23 protein-coding genes are annotated in these 23,472 nt (G+C 57.8%); 11 read left to right on the forward strand and 12 right to left on the reverse strand.

Going from position 1 to position 23,472, the window contains the following annotated elements; genetic code table 11:
• Nucleotides 1-55 precede the first annotated feature (55 nt).
• From ACKFRT_RS01825 to ACKFRT_RS01840, 4 genes are all read right to left on the reverse strand, one after another.
• A complete protein-coding gene (locus tag ACKFRT_RS01825; RefSeq protein WP_408925536.1) occupies nt 56-991 on the reverse strand; it encodes a hypothetical protein in 936 nt (311 codons plus the stop codon).
• Nucleotides 992-1,060: 69 nt separating this feature from the next.
• Nucleotides 1,061-1,336, reverse strand: a complete 276-nt coding sequence (locus ACKFRT_RS01830; RefSeq protein ID WP_408925537.1) for a hypothetical protein — start codon at nt 1,334-1,336, stop codon at nt 1,061-1,063.
• Nucleotides 1,337-1,431: 95 nt separating this feature from the next.
• Nucleotides 1,432-2,298 carry a hypothetical protein gene (locus ACKFRT_RS01835; RefSeq protein ID WP_408925538.1) on the reverse strand — a complete coding sequence of 289 codons (867 nt, stop codon included), beginning with the start codon at nt 2,296-2,298 and terminating at the stop codon, nt 1,432-1,434.
• A 6-nt stretch (nt 2,299-2,304) separates the two neighbouring features.
• On the reverse strand, nt 2,305-5,145 hold the full coding sequence (locus ACKFRT_RS01840; protein WP_408925539.1) for a DNA methyltransferase: 2,841 nt from the start codon (nt 5,143-5,145) through the stop codon (nt 2,305-2,307).
• A 166-nt stretch (nt 5,146-5,311) separates the two neighbouring features.
• Here ACKFRT_RS01840 and ACKFRT_RS01845 point away from each other — a divergent pair, with 166 nt between their 5' ends.
• Both ACKFRT_RS01845 and ACKFRT_RS01850 read left to right on the forward strand, forming a co-directional pair.
• Nucleotides 5,312-5,584 carry a helix-turn-helix domain-containing protein gene (locus tag ACKFRT_RS01845; protein ID WP_408925540.1) on the forward strand — a complete coding sequence of 91 codons (273 nt, stop codon included), beginning with the start codon at nt 5,312-5,314 and terminating at the stop codon, nt 5,582-5,584.
• Nucleotides 5,585-5,657: 73 nt separating this feature from the next.
• Nucleotides 5,658-6,569: a hypothetical protein gene (locus ACKFRT_RS01850; protein WP_408925541.1), complete on the forward strand. Its 912-nt coding sequence runs from the start codon at nt 5,658-5,660 to the stop codon at nt 6,567-6,569.
• Here the strand turns inward: ACKFRT_RS01850 and ACKFRT_RS01855 are convergent.
• Nucleotides 6,566-7,408, reverse strand: coding sequence for a hypothetical protein (locus ACKFRT_RS01855; RefSeq protein WP_408925542.1), 843 nt, complete (start codon nt 7,406-7,408; stop codon nt 6,566-6,568). The two genes, ACKFRT_RS01850 and ACKFRT_RS01855, sit on opposite strands and share 4 nt — an antisense overlap.
• Nucleotides 7,409-7,601: 193 nt before the next feature.
• Between ACKFRT_RS01855 and ACKFRT_RS01860 the strand changes: the two genes are divergently transcribed.
• From ACKFRT_RS01860 to ACKFRT_RS01875, 4 genes are all read left to right on the forward strand, one after another.
• Nucleotides 7,602-8,279, forward strand: a complete 678-nt coding sequence (locus ACKFRT_RS01860) for a hypothetical protein (RefSeq protein ID WP_408925543.1) — start codon at nt 7,602-7,604, stop codon at nt 8,277-8,279.
• Nucleotides 8,280-8,333: 54 nt separating this feature from the next.
• Complete coding sequence (locus ACKFRT_RS01865; RefSeq protein ID WP_408925544.1) at nt 8,334-8,957, forward strand: Panacea domain-containing protein; 624 nt, start codon at nt 8,334-8,336, stop codon at nt 8,955-8,957.
• The gene (locus tag ACKFRT_RS01870) at nt 8,954-9,538 is read left to right on the forward strand and encodes a hypothetical protein (RefSeq protein WP_408925545.1); all 585 of its coding nucleotides are present in this window, start codon (nt 8,954-8,956) and stop codon (nt 9,536-9,538) included. The genes ACKFRT_RS01865 and ACKFRT_RS01870 overlap by 4 nt, the downstream gene beginning before the upstream one ends.
• A gap of 255 nt (nt 9,539-9,793) precedes the next feature.
• Complete coding sequence (locus ACKFRT_RS01875) at nt 9,794-11,323, forward strand: peptide MFS transporter (protein ID WP_408925546.1); 1,530 nt, start codon at nt 9,794-9,796, stop codon at nt 11,321-11,323.
• Between the two features lie 23 nt (nt 11,324-11,346).
• Here ACKFRT_RS01875 and ACKFRT_RS01880 read toward each other — a convergent pair whose 3' ends face one another.
• The 3 genes from ACKFRT_RS01880 to ACKFRT_RS01890 are packed head-to-tail and all read right to left on the reverse strand — an operon-like array spanning nt 11,347 to nt 14,953.
• Nucleotides 11,347-12,438: a M24 family metallopeptidase gene (locus ACKFRT_RS01880; RefSeq protein WP_408925547.1), complete on the reverse strand. Its 1,092-nt coding sequence runs from the start codon at nt 12,436-12,438 to the stop codon at nt 11,347-11,349.
• On the reverse strand, nt 12,431-14,263 hold the full coding sequence (locus ACKFRT_RS01885; RefSeq protein ID WP_408925548.1) for a DUF2075 domain-containing protein: 1,833 nt from the start codon (nt 14,261-14,263) through the stop codon (nt 12,431-12,433). The genes ACKFRT_RS01880 and ACKFRT_RS01885 overlap by 8 nt, the downstream gene beginning before the upstream one ends.
• A gap of 9 nt (nt 14,264-14,272) precedes the next feature.
• The gene (locus ACKFRT_RS01890) at nt 14,273-14,953 is read right to left on the reverse strand and encodes a DUF1707 domain-containing protein (protein WP_408925549.1); all 681 of its coding nucleotides are present in this window, start codon (nt 14,951-14,953) and stop codon (nt 14,273-14,275) included.
• 123 nt (nt 14,954-15,076) lie between these two features.
• On the opposite strand from ACKFRT_RS01890, the gene ACKFRT_RS01895 reads away from it, so the two are divergent.
• A complete protein-coding gene (locus ACKFRT_RS01895) occupies nt 15,077-15,343 on the forward strand; it encodes a hypothetical protein (RefSeq protein WP_408925550.1) in 267 nt (88 codons plus the stop codon).
• A gap of 7 nt (nt 15,344-15,350) precedes the next feature.
• Here the strand turns inward: ACKFRT_RS01895 and ACKFRT_RS01900 are convergent, their stop codons facing one another.
• Together ACKFRT_RS01900 and ACKFRT_RS01905 are read right to left on the reverse strand one after the other, a co-directional pair.
• Entirely contained in the window at nt 15,351-15,788 is a 438-nt protein-coding gene (locus ACKFRT_RS01900; RefSeq protein ID WP_408925551.1) for a carboxymuconolactone decarboxylase family protein, read from the reverse strand.
• A gap of 68 nt (nt 15,789-15,856) precedes the next feature.
• Nucleotides 15,857-16,591: an IclR family transcriptional regulator gene (locus ACKFRT_RS01905; RefSeq protein ID WP_408925552.1), complete on the reverse strand. Its 735-nt coding sequence runs from the start codon at nt 16,589-16,591 to the stop codon at nt 15,857-15,859.
• Nucleotides 16,592-16,649: 58 nt separating this feature from the next.
• On the opposite strand from ACKFRT_RS01905, the gene leuC reads away from it, so the two are divergent.
• Nucleotides 16,650-18,071: a 3-isopropylmalate dehydratase large subunit gene (leuC, locus tag ACKFRT_RS01910; RefSeq protein ID WP_408925553.1), complete on the forward strand. Its 1,422-nt coding sequence runs from the start codon at nt 16,650-16,652 to the stop codon at nt 18,069-18,071.
• A gap of 34 nt (nt 18,072-18,105) precedes the next feature.
• On the forward strand, nt 18,106-18,702 hold the full coding sequence (gene leuD, locus ACKFRT_RS01915) for a 3-isopropylmalate dehydratase small subunit (RefSeq protein ID WP_408925554.1): 597 nt from the start codon (nt 18,106-18,108) through the stop codon (nt 18,700-18,702).
• A gap of 3 nt (nt 18,703-18,705) precedes the next feature.
• Here the strand turns inward: leuD and ACKFRT_RS01920 are convergent, their stop codons facing one another.
• Nucleotides 18,706-19,689 (reverse strand): NUDIX hydrolase, encoded by a 984-nt coding sequence (locus ACKFRT_RS01920; RefSeq protein WP_408926119.1) that lies wholly within the window; start codon nt 19,687-19,689, stop codon nt 18,706-18,708.
• A 149-nt stretch (nt 19,690-19,838) separates the two neighbouring features.
• On the opposite strand from ACKFRT_RS01920, the gene ACKFRT_RS01925 reads away from it, so the two are divergent.
• Together ACKFRT_RS01925 and ACKFRT_RS01930 are read left to right on the forward strand one after the other, a co-directional pair.
• The gene (locus tag ACKFRT_RS01925) at nt 19,839-20,843 is read left to right on the forward strand and encodes an NAD(P)H-dependent glycerol-3-phosphate dehydrogenase (protein WP_408925555.1); all 1,005 of its coding nucleotides are present in this window, start codon (nt 19,839-19,841) and stop codon (nt 20,841-20,843) included.
• An 81-nt stretch (nt 20,844-20,924) separates the two neighbouring features.
• A complete protein-coding gene (locus tag ACKFRT_RS01930) occupies nt 20,925-22,031 on the forward strand; it encodes a D-alanine--D-alanine ligase family protein (RefSeq protein ID WP_408925556.1) in 1,107 nt (368 codons plus the stop codon).
• Nucleotides 22,032-22,256: 225 nt separating this feature from the next.
• On the opposite strand, the gene ACKFRT_RS01935 is transcribed toward ACKFRT_RS01930, so the two are convergent.
• Nucleotides 22,257-23,369, reverse strand: coding sequence for a DUF3515 domain-containing protein (locus tag ACKFRT_RS01935; protein ID WP_408925557.1), 1,113 nt, complete (start codon nt 23,367-23,369; stop codon nt 22,257-22,259).
• Between the last annotated feature and the right edge of the window lie 103 nt (nt 23,370-23,472).

A 23,472-nucleotide genomic window follows, 5' to 3' on the forward strand; every position in this document is an offset into this window, starting at 1 on the left:
GGGAAACACCGGAGACTGCCGGACTAAAATTTGTTTGTCCGGTTGTAACAGCAGACTATGTGTAGTGTTCGACCTCAATTGGATCGCCGCCCCAATGCTCCACGACACAGTTACCCGCACGTGCCCGCTCCCGAGCGTCGTGAGAGTTTTCGGGAACCCAGCCGCGACCTTTGCAGGTTGGGCAGGCACGTAGTTCCACAACCCAGCCGGTCTCAGGATCCCACGCGTTTACCGCCCCGTTGCGTCCCCACCCTGAGCAGTCCTCGCACAGCATGGGGTAGGCGGTGTCGGTCCTGAAGATGTCTGGGGTTGCTGCGTCACGGACACGCGGGTGTTTCCAAGTCGTTTCGAGGTACGTCTGAACAATGTGTTCGTGGTCGTCGGTACTAAGAGCTTCATCTGGGTACTCGTAGGTAAAGTCAGGTTCGATACCAGCTGTGAAGTGCGCTGAGGTCACGGCGGGCTGCGGCTCAGTGGGAACAGCGAGCTCTGTGGGTTGGACGGCAACAGGTTCGAGACTCTCCACAGCTGATAGCTTTGATGAGCTGCTGTTCTCGTGGAAGAGTCCGCGCACCGACCATATATCCGCTGTGGTTGTCACTCCGCCGATGAGCCGTTCAAAGGTGCGGTTATCCGACATTCCTGCAACTGCCTGTATCAGCTTGAGCGGGACTCCGTCCTCAACATGCAGATTGATCCAGGTGATCCGCAAACGTGCCAAGGTTGGAGTCAGTCCCTCATCGGCTCCACGAGCAATCACGCTCGACGCAACACTTGACCGTTTCTTGCGAGCGGGATAAAGGACATTCTCGTCAAGCTCCGCCTCGGTCTCTGGACGTAGGTCAATGAGAGCTTGGTCAAAGCGGCGCAGGATGGGGACATCTCGGTCTGGTAAATGGATCACACAGCCGAGCTCGTCAACTGAGAGCTGCGTCCAGGTCAGCTCGTCCATCTCAGTGCCGCGCAGGCCCGCCCCGAAGCCCAACGCCACGACGATAGCCTTGTAGCGCGGCAACGGGGCTTTCTGCTTGTAGTTAGCCCGGTCGAGGACTGCTTGAATCTATTTCTCGGTGTAGGGCTTCTCGGCTGGAGACCTGGTAATGCTCGGAGTAACTTGGTGGGCATAGGGGTCGAGGACATGGTGCACGGCTACAACGGTTCGCCGTTCGGCGGCACGCAGACCCACCTGCCCAACGAGTTCTGCCATGCGGGTGTCGGCAAAGATAGAGTCCAACGGCTCATCTTGGTCAGCAGCGGGAACTACTTTGGTCACGGTATTGATGAACACGTACGGCTCACCGATCTTGGAGGGCTCCTGCTCGTGGACCGCTAACACAGCCTGTAAGACTCGGTCGCGGACGGAATCCCACGCCTTGTCAGAAAACTGTCTTAGGCTTGCGGACCTCGCCTCGTTCAAACCATGCCGGCCACTTAGACACTGTGGAGTCCTCCGTGAGAGCCGTGGAACCATGCGCGGATCGTCTCAGCTGAGTAGTCGCGTTCGGGACGAAAATGTTCGTAACGGCGCAGTGTGGAGGTGTCAGCCGCAAGACAGATGAGTTCGTCAGCAATGTCGGCGTTCATGAAGTGCTGAATCCACGTGACGCGCAGGCGGGCGGGTTTCGGGGCTAGACCTTTCGAGTGGTACATCGATGAGATGTTGGACGCGACGTTGCTTCGGTCTGCCTTGGCGCTGTCGGGGGCTAGGACATACTGCTCGGGGCGGAACTGATCTTTGCCGTGGACCAACGGCGTGTCGTAGCGTTGGCGCACCGGCAGGTCGCGACCTGTCACATCGAGCAGCATTACACCTGTCTCATCGACATAGACCTGTTCCCACGTCAGGTAAGAAGCTTCCTTGGCCCTCAGACTCGCACCGAGACACAGAAAGACCACCAGCTGCTTGTTCATTACGTTGGTCGCAGCATTCGCCGCGTAGTTCATCCATACCTCGATCTGCTCGATCTCTGCTGGTGTGTAAAGCTGCGGGGTGGAGTCAGGTTCGACAGGGTCGAGTGCGTGCGGTTCGACGTAGCTGGGATTGACGATGCGGGTCATGGTTCGCAGTCTAGAGCGGCGGCGTTGCGCGGTTCCCGGCGCGTAGGCGGAGATGAGGGAATCTGCGTAGGCGTTGATGATGTCCCAGTCGAGTACGTACTCCGTCTCCAACTCGTAGCCTTGCTCCTCCACAGCCCACGTCACGAGACAGGTAAGCACGAGGTTGTCCTGTGAGTCAGGGGACAAGTCGGGGTGGTAGAGCAGCTGGGCTACGAAGTTGGGGATAGGGGTGGTGGGCATTAAGAGTTACTTCTTCTTGCGACCAGTGACTTTGATCGGGTGAGCTTCGAGATACTTGTTGAATAGGAACAACTGCAACTCAGAATCATCAAGGTCATTGGACGTTCCGTATGCGGTGGCGACTGCCTTATCTAGCGTGGTGTGTGCCTCGAAGAGATCGGGATAGTAGCGCGAGTCACCAGGCTTGTACATAGCTTCGAGTGTCTTTCCACGCTGAGCCAACTTGGCTCGCTCATCAAGAACTCGCTGCGCTAGAGATGCGATCTCGTCTCGGGTCGTCTTGTCTGCGACGGGCAGCGGCATCGTGTTGTACACCGTGTCTGAACCAAACCTGTAATCCTGACGAATACGTCCGCCCGCAATGTCCAACCACAAGGTGCACATCCGCGATATAAGTAGTCCCAAAACATATCGATCGTCAGAGGGGATGAAGCTGACCGCGTCTCCGGGGATCATGCTGGAGTTCTTAATTAGATCGATCGGAATGTATCTCCTTAAATGTGACGTATGACGTGGGATGAGGATGTAGTCGGAGCTATCCACAAACGCACTTGCTTCACGTGGACGGTGCGCCGAGTCCTTGAGCTTAAATGCATCTCCCGACTCACTTTGTTTGCTGCGCCATTCTTCATTCTTTTCAATACGCTCACGCAAGAAGCGATGCGCTGCGACATCTGGAAGATCATTGTCATGAACCCAGATGATGTACGCGCGGGTGCCATTAATGAATTGCTTAGCCTGCGTAAATCTACGGATGAAAGGTTCAAGTCCGGGGTCACGAGCTAGCTCCGCGCCATAAGTCCCAGCATTAATTAGGAGGTTTCCATTGTCCGTAGGTTGGAAGCCTTTCGACATGCGCGGCATATCCTTAGGGGACTTTCTTGTGGCCTGAATGAATACATCGGGCGCGTCAAGCAGATAAGGATTGATATTCGATACGGTCTTGATTTCTGTCTCTTCGTCGTTTCGGTCGTGAATGTACAAGACTCGCTCGGTGCGTTGCTTATGCGCAAAGCCGATGATAACTACGTGCACCGATGCTACATTTCGTGTTTCATTTGCCCAGGTAAAAGCGCGGTGAGCGAAGTTGATTTTGATGCCTGAGTTGTACATTGGTTGCCACAATGCAGGTGCTTGTTGACCTTGGCAGATGGAGCTCGTAGACACGAAAGCGACTTCACACTTAGTCCCCTTGGTGTATTGAGCGGCTAGCAGGAACCAACACGCCACGTAATCGAGTTTGCTGCCATTTTTGCCGAAAATCCGGGTGCGTTCTTTCTTTTGTGCACTGGTGAGCGAGTCTCCAATAATGAACGGCGGATTGCCGATGATATAGCTGCAATCTTCTGCAGGGATGACAGACTCCCACGGAATCTCAAGAGCACTGCCTAGGTGAATGTCAGCGGAGTCTCTCAGCGGAAGATCATCAATGTTTCGCTTGACGATGATCGAGGTCTCTTGATTGGTTTGTAGCTCGGCAATCCACAACGCGGTCTGTGCAACCGCCACGGCGAAATCGTTGATCTCGATTCCGTGGAACTGACGGAGGCTGACCTTGACCGGAGACGCGTTAACGTCCTCGAAGCCGATGACATACTGGTTGTGATAGAGATGCGTCAACACAATGTTTTCAAGGCGGCGGAGACACAGATAGGTCTCGGTAAGGAAGTTGCCTGAACCACAGGCCGGATCGAAAAACGTCAGAGACGCGAGCTTGTCTTGGAAGCGCTCGAATGCATTTTTCTGGGCTCGTGCTCCTTTGCCGGCGTACTGACCCTGCATGTTCACGATGTCCTCAAGCTCCTGCTCTAAAACATCGAAGAAGAGCGGGTCAATGACGCGGTGAATATTCTCGGGGCTTGTGTAGTGCATGCCGCCGGACTTGCGTGTATCCGGGTTCAAAGTTGACTCGAAGACACCTCCGAAGATTGTGGGGCTAATTTTCGACCAATCTGTTTGACCCGAGGAGTCCACGATGAGGACCTCAAGGATTTCCTCCGTCAGTTGCGGGATAATGACCTCCTCGCGGAACAAGCCGCCGTTGACATACGGGAAACCAGAAAGCTCAGTGTCGTACTCGTCGCGTTCTGCAACGGGGGTGTCCAAGGTTTTGAATAGACGCATGAGGCCAAAGCGGGCATCAGCGGGTGACTTGTCTTTGAGGAACGAGTAGAAGGAATTCTTGTGGAACACCAGGGCATCTTCTGCAAACAAACAGAACACCAGACGCACCAGCAAGACATTGAGCTCATGCTGTGACTCAGGGGAGTCAGGGTTTGAGTATTGCTTGCGGAGTAGTGAGTACAGCTTGGCAATCGTCTCGCCGGCTGTCCATGAGACTTGAGTCTCGTAGCGTGTGAGCTCGGCGGTATCAGCGTCCAGGAACATGAGAGCCGAGAGATTATCGGCTAGGTCATCGACTTTGAACTCCTGGTAATTCTCAGCCGCGCGTGGTTCGTCCAGATCATAGATACGCATGACTTCAAAATTGGACGTGATGATGTAGCGGGGCCGCTTGTGCCCTGGAACCTCAGAGACATATGTGTATGCCTGCTCAAACGGGGTGACCTCTGAGCCTCGGTGGTTTTGCTTTGCGTCGAGAGATTTCCCTCGGCTCTTCATTTCCACAAACGTTCGTGCAGAGGGGATCACTGCGTCAATCCAGCCGCCGTACTCAGTGCCTTGTTCAAAGAGAGCTGCGGTCTCGGGGTTGTCGTGGTGGAACACACTGCGAAGTAGGTCAGTCCAGAATGACTGTGAATCGGACTTTTCCTGCCCTCGCTCTTTCCACCTTTCGGCGAACTTCTCGGCTTGAGACCGGCGTAGGGTCATGGAATCAGAGGACACAGATACTCCTTGAGTTATGGGGCTTGAATTAGCTTAACAGCGCCGGAATAGGTATTGATGTAAATCAAACCGGTGAACCAGTCGCCCTGGTGCTTCTCGCACCTACGATCAGTCACAGCTGCTGTTGCCGAACAAAAGAGGCCGTATGCCCGCTTAGAAGCGCCTCGTGGACTGGCCTAACACCGATCCTGCAGATGCGCGCAACGAGGTTCATCGCCACCTGCCCTTGTTGGCGAAGGATGTGTACATGGAGGCTGGTAAACAAGGCTCTGTTCGCTATGTGGCGGAGAGTTCGCAGGTCTCGCACGCGATGATTACCCGCTTCGTTCGCGGCGAGTCGATCCCCAGAGTCGATAAGATCATGGCGATTGAGCAATTCGTTGAGACGAGTGTGTGGCCGGTACGTGAGACCACAGCTACCCCCGTCGTGATTGCCTAGGGGATCCTGGACCCGGTAGTCCGGTAGGTCATCCCTACGGCCTCGAATCTGTCGAGAGAAAGGGTTGGCGAACGTGGCCCTCGAAACCTACCAACCGTTCACCATCTGCCATGAGCGCTGGGAAACGATTCGCGACTTCACAGTGAACCTAGGGCAGCAATACCGCGACCTCCACCCTGAGATTGCCTACAACCGCTACTTGCCCGTCCTAGCGCGGCTGGTTGATGTGATGTGCAACAGGGACGGCTATAAGCAAGACGTCGAGGTCGTGCTTTACGCTGAGATGATCGAGATGATGATCCGCGATGAGCTAGACGATCTTTCCGTTCATTCGTGGGGCGTGTACAAGACCACGCTGTGCAGGCTCGGCGAAGCGCTAAACTCGAGGCGGATGGGGCAGATGATTCACAAGAAGCACGTCCGCACGACCCCACAGCCGCCGTACACCCCCGCTGAGATCACCGACGTGCTCGACTGGTGTGTGGACACGGACGAGTTCATCAGCCGTGGGCGGCGCAAGATTGTGGGGCTTGGCCTAGGTGCAGGGCTGACGAGCAGGCAGATGAGTGGGCTGAAGTGGCCAAGTGCCGAGGTTGACGGGCGGGGCCTGCTCATCCACTTGCCCGACCCCACGATCCCCGTCACGGTTCGCTGGGTCCACCTACTCGACCTGGACAAGGCGGATCTGGATGAGTACGTCCTGCGCCCCAATGTGACGAGTCGAGAGGCTGATGATGTGACAGGCAGGACCGCACGCAACAAGGTTGAGTCAGGAATGCGGCCTGATATTCGCCGGCTCCAAGCGACATGGATCGTGGACTTGATGAACCGATATGTGCCCGATGCGTTTATCTGTCACGCGGCGGGGATTAAGTCGTTGAAGCGCTACGAGCCGTTCCGCCCAGATTTAGGGGATAACGATCTTGTGGCGGTGCGGGGGCTGTTTCATGGAGACGGACGTGGCGAGGGGCTGCGGGTGGTTTAGGGGGCGGGAGCGACGTTGTTCTCGGTCATCCAAGCTACGAACTCGTCATGGACTGCTTTGCGTATGCCTAGCAATATGTCGAGGTTAGAGTACGCAGAAGCAGTCTTTGTCGTATCTCGATAGTTGACGAAGGAGCGTGCAGCGTAGTCAGCTGCTGCTAACGCGTCTATGACGAAGCGAATCGTTCGGAGCTCTAACGGCAAAGGGTTTTGCATGACGTAATTGCTGTGCTTGTAGGCGGTCCAAGCATGCTGGTGCGTATATGCGCTTGTCTCCTTGTACATCCGGTAGCCGCCCAAGACTTTAAACGTTTCACGTACTAGCGCGGTATTGCCAGGGAAATTAAATTTCGTCCCACGGTGCCGGTCCGTGTGGACCATTGTTGCTTCTTTGAGTCGGGGGAATACACCTGGAACGAGGTCACGCTCCTTTTCATAATCAATTTTGTCTGTGACCGCTCGCATGGCCCAGAAGCATCGCTCGATCGGTTCAAACGCGTTGAGGTATGCGATCTGCGCACTGGTCTCGATTGCTGCACGAGTAATGGGGGCGATGGTCACGGGGCTGACGAAAGGACCATCGAGAAGGTTGTTGATCGTGTAGAGCCACCCGCCAACGAGGTCTGCAGACCCTCCGGTTATCTCTTCGGCGATGAGAGCGACGTTGTAATCCTCGGCTTGGAAATACTCGTTGATGTCTTGCTTTTCTTCCGCTGTGAGACTGAGGTTGGCCTGGCCTATCGTCTGCATATTCTGAGCTGTTTCTCGACACAGCCTCGCTAGTGTTGGAAACCAATGGTCAGGGAAGGGGCGAGAATAATTGGCGTGGGTTTGCATCATGTCGAATAGGATAGTTGGAGGGGCCGACTCCGAACTTGGGGGTTTATGGCTCAGAACCTCAACATTCCTGGTCTGACCTTCTAATCTCAGCCGTTGACACAGACCCCATCCCGCCAACTCGACGGAGCGGGGGTTCGCTGATCCTGCTCCCATCCAGCATACTCGTTCCTGTCCCTACGACGCAGGAGCTTGTATGTCCGCACCCTTATTTACTTCCGATGGGTTCTGGATCATCGGGGCCGAGACCAAAGCCGCAATCCCACAATCAGAGTTCCCGCCCAACATCGTGGCGATGATTGATCTGCTCACGGCTCGACGATACTGGCCTTACCTCCCTCACGTGGAGCTTGATGTGATGGAGCAACACCACCCAGGAGCCAAGGTACTTATCACTGACCTGAATCGCGCTTTGCATAACGAGTGGGACATGCTCGGCGGCTGGACGGGACTGTATGAATCTGGTCAAGCTCAGCGAATCGTAGCGCGGGTGACAGCCGAGGTCGAGGATCGAGAGCTGGCTCCTTTTTGCGGCGGCATCATCGAGGATCTGTTCCTGTGGGCCATGAATAATGAGCGCTCAGCGATGGAGGGGCGTGAAGTGCTCAAGGAATACCGGGTGCAGTCCCCAGAAGTCCTGTTGACGTTCCCGTATGACCCAGCTGGGCTTGCTGGCGGCGAACTGGAGTTGTGGCACTCGGAGCTTCGGCGGAACTATCTACACTGGCTGATTCAGAATGCTGCGGCAGTGGAACAGGAGGTGGATAGGTTGTTGGGGTGGCATGTGACGGGGTTCGCGGCGGTGAGGGAGGGGCTGAGATTCGTAAGCTCGACATGGTGCTGCAAAAATCAATCTCCATTTTCGTCGCTGTAGGATGGTACCTTAGACTCAAAGTTAAATTCGTCAAATGGAAAGGGGAGAAGCGCAATGTCTGAAATTTCAGCGTTTCAAGTCGCACGAGAAATCGTTCGACGGACTGACGGGCAAGAAGTGAACTCAGTGGCTTTGCAGAAACTCTGCTTCTTTTCTTTCAGTTGGTATGCATATCTTACCGGTCGCCGTTTGTATCCAGAGGCGACTTGGGCAATGCAAAGAGGCCCCGTCATCGGAGAACTCCTTACTGCTCACAGTGGGAAACTGGAAGTTTCCGTTGATTTGCTAGAAAAGTCGATTGATACATGGATGCTTCCCCGAGAGATTGAAGATTCATATGCCATTGAAGTGATAGGCAGTGTCTTTGACGCGTACTACAAGCACTTTGATCCTTGGACTTTAGAGAAGATTTCCCATCTAGAACCAACTTGGAAATCTGCTTGGGATCGAAGGAAAGGTAAACGCGCTGCCATGCCTGGAGATGCATTGCAGGACTACTATCTGACCCATGCACCTGCAACGGATGGTGTATTGGAAGACGGTACTTCTTTTGACCTTGAAATTGATTTGCCGCCGCGTCTTGTGACTGTCGCTGACTCAGAACTTTTAGACCCGTTGTTAGACGCTCCCGGAAAGGCCCACGAACCTTTCGTAGAAAGGCTGCTTGCGCTCAGATGAGCAATAGACTCGGTGATTTTAGCTGTGAACTCTTGGAAGACCAGTTTTCCTATGACCTGGAGAGATTTGCGAGTCGGGATCTGGGGATGAATGCCTGGTTAGCAGATCATGCTTTAGATTACGTGAATCACGGATATGCACGCGTTTGGGTATTAACGCCTACGAAGGGGGATATTGGTGTCGTGGCGGGATTCTTCGCGCTGAGTAACTTTGAGATTCTTCGCGGTGATGTCCCCAGAGGTCTCTTGCAAGAGGGCGGCGGGAAGACCCTGTCCCAGCGTATTCCGGCAACTTTATTGGGTAAGTTTGCTGTCGCAAGGGAGTTTGAAGGTTCTCGCGTTTCGGACATACTGATGCACTGGGTCAACACCAAAGTATTGGAGGCATCTAGGATTGCTGCCAGCAAGTTTCTGGTCGTAGAACTTCGTGGTAGTGACCAGACTCGCAGTTTCTTAGATAATTATTATCAAACACGCTTCGGGTTCAGTACGCTTGCAAGAGCCGAGGACGGTATATCGGATTCCTTAGCCCGATCGGTAGACGATATTGCTGCGGATCTTGAAAAAATTAGCGGCTCCTAGCGGTCACCTACGAGTTGGATCCACGAGAGTGGTGCAAGCTCCGAAATTCCGTGGTGCAGGCGTATTAGCAGGTCAGAGGTTCGGGCTGGTGGAGGGAGATTCGTGAAACTGCCAAAATTTTTTCAGCACGGCTTTCGAGTCGTGCTTTTTCTTTTTGCGGGTCGGTGGGCGGTAAAACTGTTTTCGCGCGGCAATCTTCTCCAAATTTTTGCCGATGGCTTCGTTAATCCGCAGTGGGTGTGATGGAATTAACGAATGACTTCTCAATCGAGTACGGAGGATTCTCCCACACCAGACGGAGCCTCCGCAGCAACCGCGCATTCTTCTAGCGCGCACCAGAACGAACGGACTTTCTTCGGCCACCCCTTCGGCCTAGCCAACCTCTCGGGCGTGGAGATGTGGGAGCGCTTCAGCTTCTACGGCCTTCAGGCTCTGCTGGCGTACTACCTGTACTACACGGTCGCTGACGGTGGCCTGGGGATGGAACAGTCCACCGCTCTTTCCATCGTCGGTGCCTACGGTGGCCTGGTGTACCTGACCGGCGTGGCGGGCGCCTGGGTGGCCGACCGCATCCTCTCCGCGGAGCGCACTCTGTTCTACTCCGCAGTGCTAGTGATGTTGGGCCACATCAGTTTGGCACTACTGCCGGGCTATGTCGGTGTGACCCTCGGCCTGGTGTTCATCGCCGTTGGCTCCGGTGCTCTCAAGACGACCTCCCAGGTGGTCCTCGGTTCTCTGTACTCGCACGATGATCCCCGTCGCGACGGCGGTTTCTCTATCTACTACATGGGCGTGAACATCGGTGGCCTGCTCGGCCCGCTGATCACCAACGCGCTGTGGGGCTGGAAGGGCTTCCACTGGGGCTTCGGTGTCGCCGCCGTGATGATGGCCATCGGCTTGATCCAGTACACCGCTCTGCGAAAGCAGACCATCCGCGATGCGGGCCACGATGTAGTGAACCCGCTGCCGCACAAGAAGTACCTCCCGGTCTTCCTCGGTGCTGTTGTAGCGGTGGCTACTTTCGTTCTGCTGTTCGTCACGGGCGTGCTGAAGGTAGCGCAGCTGTCCAACATTGCGGCTCTGCTCGCCGCGGTTATCGCCATTGTCCTGTGGATTCAGATGTACCGTTCCCCTCTGACCACGGATATTGAACGTTCCCGCCTCGTTGGTTTTGTCCCTATGTTCGTGGCATCCGTCGCGTTCTGGTCGCTGTTCCAGCAGCAGTTCACCGTGATTGCGCTGTACTCCGACGAGCGCCTGAACCGCAACCTGTTCGGCATCGAGGTTCCTCCGGGCATGGTGCAGTCCATCAACCCGCTGTTCATTATTTTGTTCGCCGCTGTGTTCGGCGCTTTGTGGACGAAGCTGGGGGACAAGCAGCCTTCCTACGCAGTGAAGTTCTCCATGGCCCTTGGCCTGATTGGCGTGGCGCTGCTGCTGTTCATCCCGTTTGCCGGTGGTGGCGCGAACTCCACGCCGATGTGGGTGATGGTGCTGATTCTGTTCCTGTTCACTATGGGCGAGCTGATGTTGAGCCCCGTGGGTAACTCCATGGCCACCCGTTTGGCGCCGAAGGCGTTCCCCACCCGTATGTTCGGCCTGTGGCAGCTATCTATCAGCCTGGGTACTGCTCTTTCGGGCAGCCTGGCGGGCTTCTACAACCCGGACGACGCCTCCGCGGAGCGCACCTACTTCCTGGCGATGTTCGCGGTCATGATTGCCCTCGGCGCGCTCATCTTCCTGGCACGGAAGTGGATCGTTAAGAAGTTCGTGGACGTCCACTAACTTCCAACTAGGTTTTCCCCCTCTCACCCCACGCGCACTAGCTCGTGGGGTGTTTTGTTGATGGGCTCTACGTTTTTGGACGCCACAATCACAATGTCTTCGATGCGTGCGCCCCACTTACCGGGGATGTAGATGCCGGGTTCGATGGAGAAGGCCATGCCCTCCTCAATCACAAAGTCGTTGCCAGCGATGATGAAGGGCTCCTCGTGGCAAGACAGTCCGATGCCGTGGCCCGTGCGGTGAATGTAGTACTCGCCGTAGCCGGCCTCGTCGATAATGTCGCGGACGACCTTGTCCACCTCGCCGGCGGTGACGCCCGGCTTGGCGAACTCCAGCCCGGCTTCCTGGGCGCGCTGCAGGACGTCATAAATCTGCTGCTGCTCGTCCGTGGGGTCGCCGACGACATAGGTGCGGGTGCAGTCGGAGTGGTAGCCGCTGGCCAGGGTGCCGCCGATGTCGACAACCACCACGTCGCCATCTTCGATGACGCGATCGGAATGGTCGTGGTGCGGGTCGGCGCCGTGTGGGCCGGAGCCGACGATGATGAAGTCCACTACCTCGTGCTCTTCGAGGATGAGGCTCTCCAGCTGCTTCGCAACGTCGTTCTCAGTCACGCCTGCGCGTAGCAGGTTCGGTACCTGGCGGTGGACTTCGTCGATGGCAGCACTGGCGCGGCGCAGCTCGGAAAGCTCTTCATCGTCCTTGCGGATGAACGCCTGGGCGAGCACCTGGGTGGCATTGACAGTGGAGATTCCGCGGGACTGCAGCTCCAGCAGGTGGTCGGCGGTCATAGCTGCACTGACTGCGTAGGAACCTTCAGAGATATGGCCGTAGGGGTCTTCGCCATCGTTCCACCCGATGATCTCGATGCCGAGCTTGCCGGCGACGGACTTCTTCAAGTCAGCGACATCCACGCCGGGGACGATGATGCGGGTGGCGTCATTAGTAAGAACCAGAGCCGTGAACCGCTCGTGGGTGCTGATCTTCGACGAGATCAGGTACTCCATGTCGGGGCCGGGTGTGGCGATGACGCCGTCCAGGCCGGCTTGCGCGGCGATATCGCGGACGGTGGCGAGGCGCTTGCTAAACGTTTCGACTGGGAAGAATTCACTCATGGCACCCAGGGTACGCGCCTGGGGTGAGTCTCTGAGCCTTCAACAGGGCTTCGCGAAGCTCGTCGTCGCAGGCGTAGACAAAGAGGCCATGAACACCTCGAGTCATCAGCACATATAACTGATTCCATAGGAGTGTATCTGAGAAAATTCCTTTGCCGGAGCCATCGCTCAACGTTCGCCTATTCGTTGCTGCTCGGAAGTAACTCTCATCTGGAGAAATTACAATCTGTCCATCTCGTAGCTTCACCGAGGGGCCAATGATCACTCCTACGTAATTCAGGTCGAAGCCCTGAATGGTGTATACCGAGCCAACTTCGTTAATCGTTTGAGGCTGTTCTGCCCAAGAAAGATTCTTTTTCTTCACCTTGGCATCAACCGTGATTTCTCTATTCCAAGGCATAGAGAAGTCACCTATGGTTACGCTCCATAAACCAGTACCATCGGGCTTCTTTTTAGAATGGTATGGCCAGTCGTAAGTTGCGACCATTCTGCTTAAGCCGCGATCGGTCTTGGATGCTTTTCTGACGATTGCATATCGCATATCCTTCACATCTGTGAAAAAGCGAACATGGTAACCCTCACGATCTCGATAATTGGTGTCTAGCGAGAGGTTAGAAATCGTACGGTTCTCGAAAAAGGATTTGAACCAGTTGAGAGTTTCCTGGGAGGCAGACATACGCATTTGATTCTTCAGAAGAATCTTTGAGTACCTATCTTCCGGGACAAGTTCGTGAGGTTCTTTCTCCCACCATTGATTAGCCTGCAGAACCTGACGTGCATCATAGACTGCGATGGTTACCTTTGCGCGTTCGATGATATCTAGTAGTTGGTGATCGCCTCGGTAGCTTTGCTTACCTTGAGTCCACAACAGGTGTGCTTCGTCGATCAGTGCCAGGTCAATCTTTTCGTCAGGAGAGTGTTGCTCGATAAACCTCGTCGGTTTTAAAACGGTTTCGTTGGCTTTCGAGTGGAGTCCTAGCTTTTCAGCAATTTGAGTGTAGACATTCACCTGTTCGTCGTGGTTAACAATCAGATAGCAATTTAGTTGGCGTTCCTCACCAGATTTGGTGATGACCGGGTTTTGCATAATGTCGTAGAAAAGACTACTAAGCAGCACGGTTTTTCCGGCTCCTGCCTCACCTTCGACCATGACAAGATTGCCACGAGAGCCTGTGTGAATCTTGTCGTAGAGAACCTCCATGATTTCACGCTTGGCCTTGATCTGTTCTTCGGTCAAGCTGTGGAAAGGAGAGGCCTTGTAAAGAGCGGAGTCGTAAATCTTCTCCAGTTCCGGAAACAAATTTTGATCAACAGTCTGTAGCTGTCCCCAAATTTCATGGAATACCTCGTCAAAGCGCTCTTTAGTGTAATAGTCCAGCTGGTCATTACTTCGCCGGTTCTCGAGCTTTTTTACAGATTCGACGCTCGAGAGCATCAGCATTAGACGATTCTCCACGTCGAGTGTCAATGATTTATTGAAAAGTTCATGCCCGAGAATGATGAGGCTACTATTTTTAGAATCCTTGAGCTTTGTCCAGTCAGCATCATCCTTGCGTGTATTTTTAAGATGCGACGTGGTGCGTTGGATAATATCTGTGGTTTCACCTACATATGCGGTATAAGGTTTCGCATGTGTCTTTTCTTCATTCTTGATGACATATACGACCGGAAAATTGTAAAGAAGGTCATCGTCGGTTTTGATCTTTTGATCTCGATAAGCTGCTAAATGGTCATTTTCTTCACGATAGGCCTTTAGCTGCTGAACGCCTGCCTCGCTGAAACGGATTTCTTGGTAGGTTGCTCCTGTTCCGGGCTGCTTTCGCATATTTTGCTCCTAACCCCGCACAACCTTCACGGTCACACCGCCGAAGACCGAAAGTCCACGGATCTTTAGCAGGGGAGCGTTCGCAGGCAGACTGCCGGGGTGGATCGCGCCGCTTTCCACGATCAGCTCTGAACCGCCGAAAATGCCCAGGTTGCCCATATCCACGCGCACGCCCTCCGGCACCACAACGTCCACACCACCAAAGGTGGAGTTCAGCCACAGCGTGGTTACGGGATCGCTAAATCTGCAGTGGCGGAGGTCGAAATCAGTCCCGCCGAACACAGTGAAGTTCCAGTGGTTCTTCGGCAACACCCCTGCAGACTTTTCTGTTCCACCGAAAATAGTCAGGCTGAAGCCTGTCTCGGTCCCCTCGCCAGTCACCATGTTCTGCGCCCGCGCAAGCACAAGCTCACGGTGGCGTTGAGCGTCCGAACTCTCGCCAGCTTCGGCGACGTCACCGGTCGCGCGGCGCTCAACCGCACCCGCCCCAAAGAGCAACGCTGCAGGCTCGTCCACCAAGTCATCCAGAAGATCCACCAACTCGCTACGCTGGATCGCAGCATGCGCCTGGCCGGAACGCTCGTCGAACTCCGAGATGCTCAGCTGCCCATTGGCCATCGCGTCGGACAGCGCCCCCACAGTGGCAGAACGTTCCTGGTCAGTGCAGCGCTTGTCCTTATAATCGCTCATAGATTCACCCTACGTCAGGAGGCTCCCATTCTCTCCCCATATCGCGTAAACCTGGACTGGCTCTGGGGCACCCCGCCCGGCAACGACGGCACGCCCGCCACGGTTCGCGCCGTTCTTTTTGGTGTGGACGCCCACACGTCAGCCGAAGCCTGGCTCCGTACCCTATCGGCGGACGAGGACGGTCGGCGTGGGGAGGGCGGCTGGGGCGCCGAGCTCGCCAACGCTGGCGCGGCGGATGAATCGGCGATGGTGGACATCACCTCCGCGGGCGAGGATGTCGCCGATGGCATCGAGGACGGCACGGAAAGCCTGTACAACTTCCTGGCCGCCCGTGCCGACGAGCTGGATTCCGAGCTGACGGTGGAGTGGCGGGAGCTGCCGCGTACCTAGCGCACGGCTAGTTGTCGTCTCTCTCTAGCGGGCCGAGCTCTGCTACCAGCACCTCCTGGGCAACTTTCATTGCCGACAGTGCCGCGGGTGCGCCGCAGTAGCCCGAGGCATGGATGATCGCCTCCGTGATCTCCGTGCGAGTCAGGCCGTTTTCCAACGCACCGCGGACGTGCCCGCGCAGCTCCTCAGTGGCACGTAATGCCACCAGCATGCCGATGTTCAGCAAGCTGCGGTCGCGGCGGGCCAGGCCGTCGCGCGTCCACACGGAACCCCAGACGGTTTCGGTGACATGCTTCTGCAGCGCCTCGCCATCAGAGCCCGCGTTACGTTCCAGGGCGGCATCGACGAAGGCATCACCCATGACCTCCCGGCGGACTTGAATGCCTGCGTCGTAGCGCTTGTCGTTTGTGGCCGGGTTTGTTCTTGCGGAATCGTCGCTGGTCATGGCGTCAGTTTCTCCTTTAATGTGCGGGCGAGCGTGTTGTACAAAAATTTTTTGCTGGCAGCCGATGGCTACTTTCGCAGTAGGTCCTCCAGCAGTCGGGCGGCTTCCTTGAGATCCGCGCCGAATTTCTCAGCCGGGTGTTCGCCCATGCGGGCGACGGGGCCAGAAATGGAAAGGGAGGCAATGACAGTGCGATTGTGTGCATCCGCTCCAAAGATGGGGACGGAGGCGGAAGCGAGGGAGGGATCGCGCTCGGCGGAGGATTCCGCAATGCCATCGGCAGCGATCTGCTCTAGGTCCTTGCGGGTGTAGGCGGCATGGGGGAGTACTTGGTTCTGGAATGCCTCCGGCGCATAGGCAACCAACAGCTTGGCTGCGGAGCCCGCGTTCAATGTCATGCGGTGACCAATCGGCACGGTATCGCGCAGACCGGTGGCGGGTTCGGCGTTGGCGATGCACACGCGTTCCATTCCGGAAAGGCGATATAGCTGCACGGACTCGCCAGTCTTTGCCATGAGGTCGGGGAGGATGAACTCTGCGGCGTCCTCCAAACGAGAAGAGGTAGACGGTGCCATCTCGGCCAAGGCTGGACCAGTGACCCACGCACCGTCCACCCCGCGCTCGATCAATCTGTGTTTCTCTAACGCGACGGCGATGCGATGCGCCGTGGCGCGCGGCAGGCCGGTGATGGCGCACAGGTCGGAAAGATTGCGAGGTTCTGCTGCGATGACCGATAGGATGAAGATCGCCCGGTCCAAAACTTGAATACCGCTAGTTGCGGGAATTTCCGTATTGTGTCCCATGATTTGATACTATACATTCCATCCAGTGGAACTGTATAGCGGACACAGAGGAGAGACCGTGACGAACCAACCCTTAACCCTCGCGGAAAAAGTCTGGCGCGACCACGTCGTCGAAGCCGGAGAAAATGGCGGCCCCGACCTGCTGTACATCGACCTGCACCTGGTACACGAGGTTACCTCCCCTCAGGCATTCGACGGCCTGCGACAGGCCGGGCGCAAAGTCCGCCGACCAGATCTGACCATCGCCACGGAGGACCACAACGTTCCCACCGTTGGCGTGAAGACAGGTCAACTGACCGAGATTCAGGAACCCACCAGCCGCCTGCAGGTCTCCACCCTGCGCGACAATGCCGAAGAGTTTGGCATCCGTCTGCACTCCATGGGCGACATTGAACAGGGCATCGTCCACACCGTCGGTCCGCAGCTGGGCCTGACCCAGCCCGGCATGACGGTGGTCTGCGGCGACTCGCACACCTCCACCCACGGCGCCTTCGGCTCCATCGCCATGGGCATCGGCACCAGCGAGGTCGAGCACGTGCTGGCCACCCAAACCCTGCCGCTGAAGCCTTTCAAGACCATGGCCATCGAGGTCTCCGGCGAACTGCAGCCAGGCGTGACCTCCAAGGACCTGATCCTGGCCATCATCGCCAAGATCGGCACCGGTGGCGGCCAGGGTCACATCATCGAATACCGCGGCGAGGCTATCGAAAAGCTGTCCATGGAAGCCCGCATGACCATGTGCAACATGTCCATCGAGGCCGGCGCCCGCGCCGGCATGATCGCCCCCGATCAGACCACCTTCGACTACCTCGAAGGCCGCCCGCACGCGCCGAAGGGCGAGGACTGGGACGCAGCCGTGGAGTACTGGAAGTCTCTGCGTACCGACGACGACGCGCAGTTCGATACCGTCGTCCACATCGACGGCTCCGCGCTGACTCCCTTTGTCACCTGGGGCACCAACCCCGGTCAGGGCTTGCCACTGGCGGAATCCATCCCACAGCTGGAGGACTTCACCAACGACAACGACCGCCTCGCCGCCGAGCGTGCCATGGAGTACATGGATCTCAAGCCCGGCACCCCGCTGCGCGACATCAAGATCGACACGGTCTTCCTGGGCTCCTGCACCAACTCCCGCATCGAAGACCTGCGCGCCGCCGCGGAAGTCATCAAAGGCCGCACAGTTGCCGACGGCACGCGCATGATCGTTGTGCCTTCCTCCACGCGAGTGAAGATGCAAGCAGAAGATGAAGGCCTCGACCAGATCTTTATCGACGCCGGGGCGGAATGGCGCACCGCAGGTTGTTCCATGTGCCTTGGAATGAACCCCGACCAACTCGCTCCCGGCGAGCGCTCGGCCTCCACGTCCAACCGAAACTTCGAAGGCCGCCAGGGTAAGGGCGGGCGCACGCACTTGGTCTCCCCACCAGTTGCTGCCGCCACCGCCGTGACGGGCCACCTCGCAGGCCCAGCGGATCTGTAAACCGACCACGACAACGCAGAGGAACACAAACACCATGGAAAAGTTCAACACTCACACTGGCGTGGCGGCCCCCCTGAACCGCTCGAACGTCGACACCGACCAGATCATCCCCGCCGTCTACCTGAAGCGCGTGACCCGCACCGGCTTCGAGGACGGCCTGTTCGCCGGCTGGCGCAAGGATCCAGAGTTTATTCTGAACCAGGAGCCCTACAAGAACGCCTCCATCCTGGTGGCAGGCCCCGACTTCGGCACTGGCTCCTCCCGCGAGCACGCCGTCTGGGCGCTGATGGATTACGGTTTCCGCGTGGTTCTTTCCTCCCGCTTCGCCGATATCTTCCGCGGTAACTCGGGCAAGGCGGGTCTGTTGGCCGCACAGATGGAGCAGTCCGACATTGAACTGATTTGGAAACTGCTGGAACAGCAGCCAGGGGCGGAAATTACCGTGAACTTGGAAGACCGCACCGTCACCCTCGGCACCCACACCTTCGGTTTCGACGTGGACGATTACACCCGCTGGCGCCTGATGGAAGGCCTGGACGACATCGGCCTGACCTTGCGCAACGAAGAGGCCATCGAGGCCTTCGAATCCCAGCGCGCCAGCTTCAAGCCGCGCACCCTGCCCGCCAGCTAGCGCTTACTTCACAGCCAACGGGCTGGCCAAGTAGTCCAGCCCCAGCAGCTTGTCCCCGGCGAAGTGCAGCACCCACGTGCTGGACTTCTTCACCCGCATATCCTCAATCTCCACGCCGTGCTCGCCTGCCACGCGGGCCAGCACACCCGGGATCACCGTCCCCTGACCAACAACCATCGACACAGGCGCGGTCGTGGCGGCGTGGAACGCATCCACCGCCGCATCTGAATCGGCAGCCCAACCGGCATCGCCCAGGTTGGCGTCCGAAATAACATCCAGCCCCAAATCCTCCGCAATAGGCGCAGCCGTGTGCTCACAACGCACCGGCACAGCAGAGGAAATCGCCTCCGGGCGGTAACCCGACAACCCGGAAACCAGCAGCTCCGCTTGACGGCGCCCCTTCTTGCCCAGGGGACGCAGATCATCGTCACCAGCCCACCCCTCACGCGCATGCGCCTTCGCATGGCGGACATACAGCACTCGACGATCGCAGCCCAACTGCAACAGACCCAAAGCCGCATCCACGACCTTCAGGTCCGCCTCATAGCTCAGCAGCTCCTTCGCCTCGGCGGGGGAAACCCAACGCAGCTCATCGGATTCATCATTGGCCTCGAACTCACCGGAAAGATGCTGGGCAGTCCAGTAATAAACTACCTTCGTGCGGGAACCCACAGGGTAGTGGACATAGCCCAACAGCCAGCCCAGGCGCACGCTAAAGCCGGTCTCCTCCCAGATCTCGCGCATGGCGGTACCCGGCAGATTCTCACCCGGATCAACCTTGCCCTTCGGCAGAGACCAGTCGTCGTAGCGGGGACGGTGAATGATTGCGATCTCCACGTCCGTGGACTCGGGGGCGGAAGGGGTGGAGTCTGCGGCGTCGCCAGAAAAGCGCCAAATAACCGCGCCGGCGGCGAAAGTAGGGCGAGCGAACTCTTCGCTGGGGCGGGATCCGATGCGGGTCACATGCCCCTGATCGTGCCGCGACATGGCCAGGGACGTAGAAAGATCGCCGGTTCCTGTGTGAGTGATCACTTTTAAAGGGATCCCTTTCGATAGACTATTGCCGACAATCGTATAACGAACCCAAAAATTATTTCGAACTGAAGCCACAGCAGACGGGAAGGCAACAAAGCGACATGGTGCAAGTAGCGGTGATGGGTGCGGGATCCTGGGGCACGACTGTTGCCAAGGTTTTTGCCGACGCCGGTAACGAGGTCCGTCTCTGGGCACGTCGCGACGAAGTCGCAGACGACGTGCGCAACAACCACCGCAACAGTGCCTACCTGGGGGACATTGCGCTGCCTGACTCGCTGACCGGCACGAGTGACCCCGCCGAGGCGCTCGACGGCGCGGAGATCGTGGTGCTGGGCGTGCCTTCACAGTCCCTGCGCGGGAACCTGCAGAAATGGAAAGAGCAGGATCTGATCGGCGCGGATGCCTCCCTGGTGAGCCTGGCCAAGGGCATCGAACACTCCAGCGGCCTGCGCATGAGCCAGCTGATCTCCGAGGTGGCGGACGTGCCCAGCGAACGCGTGGCCGTGCTGACAGGGCCGAACCTGGCACGCGAAGTGGCAGAGTGCCAGCCTGCGGCAACCGTAGTGGCGTGTTCCGACATGGATCGTGCGAAGCTGATCCAGGCCGCCGTGGCCGCCCCGTACTTCCGTCCGTACACCAACGCGGACGTCATCGGCTGCGAAATCGCCGGTACGTGCAAAAACGTCATCGCCCTGGCGGCGGGCATTGCCGCTGGCATGGGATTCGGCGATAACACCGCCGCCACCGTGATCACCCGCGGCCTGGCGGAGACCACCCGTTTAGCGCTGGAAGTCGGCGCCGACGCGCGCACGCTCAGCGGCCTGGCGGGCATGGGCGACTTGGTGGCCACGTGTACGTCTAAGCTCTCGCGCAACCGCAGCTTCGGCGAGCGCCTCGGCAAGGGCGAAAGCCTGGAAGAGGCCGCCAAGGCCACCAAGGGACAAGTTGCTGAAGGCGTGGTCAGCAGTCAGTCCGTGTTCGAGCTGGCGGGGAAAGTCGGCGTGGAAATGCCGATCACCGAAGCCGTGGTGGGAGTGTGCCACGAAGGCGCAGACGTGCAGCAGGTGATGATGGGGTTGCTCGGCCGCAGCCGGAAGGCCGAGTAAGCCACAGGTAGACTGGCAGTCGGGTCGAAGTGGCGGGGCGGTGGGAATGCGGCGTCAGAAAAACGGCTAAGGTAAAACACCGTGAGTAACCAAGCCAAGAAGCACGCACGTACCACTGTCGCCGTACTGTACGGAGGGCAATCGACTGAGCACTCCGTCTCCTGCATTAGCGCAGGCGCGGTGATCGACCACCTGGATCCGGAGATTTACGAGGTCGTGCCGGTGGGGATCACTGAGGCGGGCGCGTGGGTGCCGGGGACGACGGATACTACGCAGCTGCGCGCGGATGGGCGGGACATGCCGCGCGTGAAGGACGACGGTGTGCACGTGCAGCTGACTTTTGGTGGCTCGGCTGGCTCGGCTGCGGCGGGGGAGATGCGCTACGTGACCGGCCCGCAGGCTGGCGAGGTATTTGCGAACGTAGATGTGGTGTTCCCGGTACTGCACGGCCAGAATGGCGAAGACGGAACCGTGCAGGGCGTGCTGGATCTGGCGGGCGTGCGGTACGTCGGCAATGGCGTGCTAGCTTCCGCTGCGGGCATGGATAAGGACTTCACCAAGCGGCTGGCACGCGAAGCGGGGATTCCGGTGGGCGAGGAACTGATTCTATTCCAGCCCCGCGATCTGGCCGCTGAAGAAAAGCAGCGGCTCGGGCTGCCGGTGTTTGTGAAGCCGGCGCGCGGCGGGTCGAGCATCGGCATTTCCAAGGTGGATAGCTGGGAAGAACTAGATGCGGCTATTGACCTGGCCTTTTCCCATGACAACAAGGTGATTGTGGAGGCGATGATTCACGGAGCCGAGGTCGAGTGCGGTGTGCTGCAGTATGCGGATGGCTCGATCGTCTCGTCGGTTCCTGCCATGCTGAACGGCACCGAGGATGGCGCCGAAGGGTTCTATGGTTTTGACGCCAAGTATGTCGATTCGACCGTCTCCGCTACCATCCCGGCGCCGCTACCTGCGGACGTTGTGACGGAGGTGCGCAAACTGGCGATTCGCACGTTCAATGCGCTGGGGTGTGATGGCATCGCGCGCGTGGACTTCTTTGCCACGGAGAACGGGCCTGTGCTGAACGAAATCAACACCATGCCTGGATTTACGCCGATCTCGATGTATCCGAAGATGTTCGCGTCTGAGGGGATCAGCTTCGGCGACCTGGTCAGCGCGCTGATTGCCCGGGCGCTGGCTTAGGCCTGGGGAACCTTGTGGCGGGCTCCTTTTAACCTGCTCACGAGTCCCGAACGTCGCTAGATCGGGAATCTGTTACCGGTAATGGTTGTCCATAAAATAAAAGCCCAGGTCAGGGGTTTGCGGTTTGGTGGGCTACTTATCGGCGCGTGGGCACTTTCCCGTTTTAGCGACATTTCCCCTGGGGCACTCACTCCTGAGGGGCTGGTGTCGCTGCAGGGAAGGGGGTTAGCGCGACTGAGTAGAGCTTCCAGCCTTCTCCGTATTCTTCAGGGATGTAGAGATCGCACTCGAGACGGAAGAGATTACCTCGTTGCCAGCAGATTGCGGCATGGCTAGGCCGATGACCTGCTCGTGGCCCAGGGCAAACCAACGCCCCATGGTCGACCCGCGGGAAAGAGATGGATCAGAGAACCAGGGAACCTTGTTTACCTGGGTCAACTGTGCACCCGGGGCATAGGATTTAGGCATAGCCAGACCACAGCGAATCACCACAGGTTCTTGCTCCTCGGCGAGATAGGTAGCCGATCCGCTGGGAGCCTTCTCCAACACAGACCGGTCCAGTCCATCGGGAAGGAGATCAGGCTTCAGCAGGTCAGTACCCTGCTTGTCCTGGTCAGCGCTCTTTTCCGATCCTCCAGCGGATCTGTGGACCAGTCGCCAGTCGCCCAGTGCCTCCGGCAGAGATCCCAGGAACTTATGGCATGCAGGGGACTCGGTCGCGCCGCCGGAAGTGGGACCGCCGGCCTCGCGGGATCCGGAACCGCCAGCCACCGCAGCATCGGACAGTGGGTAGGGGGCGGGCTTTGCTGGAGAGTTGGCGTCATAAACAGAGGAAAGAGCAGACCCCACCGCACCGAGGGCATCGCCGACATCCGCCGACGCAGTCACCGCAACCGCAGGCGAACCGCCGACCGCGTACCACGTCCGCAGGTCAGACCCAGGAGTAGCATCCGAGACGACGGTCCAGCGCGTATCGCCTTCCGACACCACGGGCGACAACTCCGAGTACTGGTCGGGCACGTTCACTCCACAGCGCACAGAAAGCTCCGAACCCGAAGAATCGCGGTACGCCGCCGTGCCGTCCGGCCTAGGATCCCGCACCTCAACGGCACGGAAGCGATCCATTTCCTCCGGCAACCCAGCCACAAAATCGGCGCAGACCTGCGACGACGCCTCCGGCGCATCCACCGGGCCCAGCGCCACAGGCGCGTACACCTTCCGATCCACCGTGATCTTCGCAGCGGTGATCACCGCAATAATCAGCACCACGGCAAGCACCGTCGACAGAATGATCAGGTACCGCGGGGTGGAGACGGGGGAGGAGGCTTCGTCACTCATAGCGCACCATCTTAATTAGACTAAGCGCGGGAACCCAAGCATTGGAACCCAAGCATTGGAACCCAAGCATTGGAACCCAAGCATCACCGCAACCACGGAAAGG

Origin of the sequence: Corynebacterium jamesii (genome assembly GCF_046097395.1) — a bacterium.
Taxonomy (GTDB): domain Bacteria; phylum Actinomycetota; class Actinomycetes; order Mycobacteriales; family Mycobacteriaceae; genus Corynebacterium.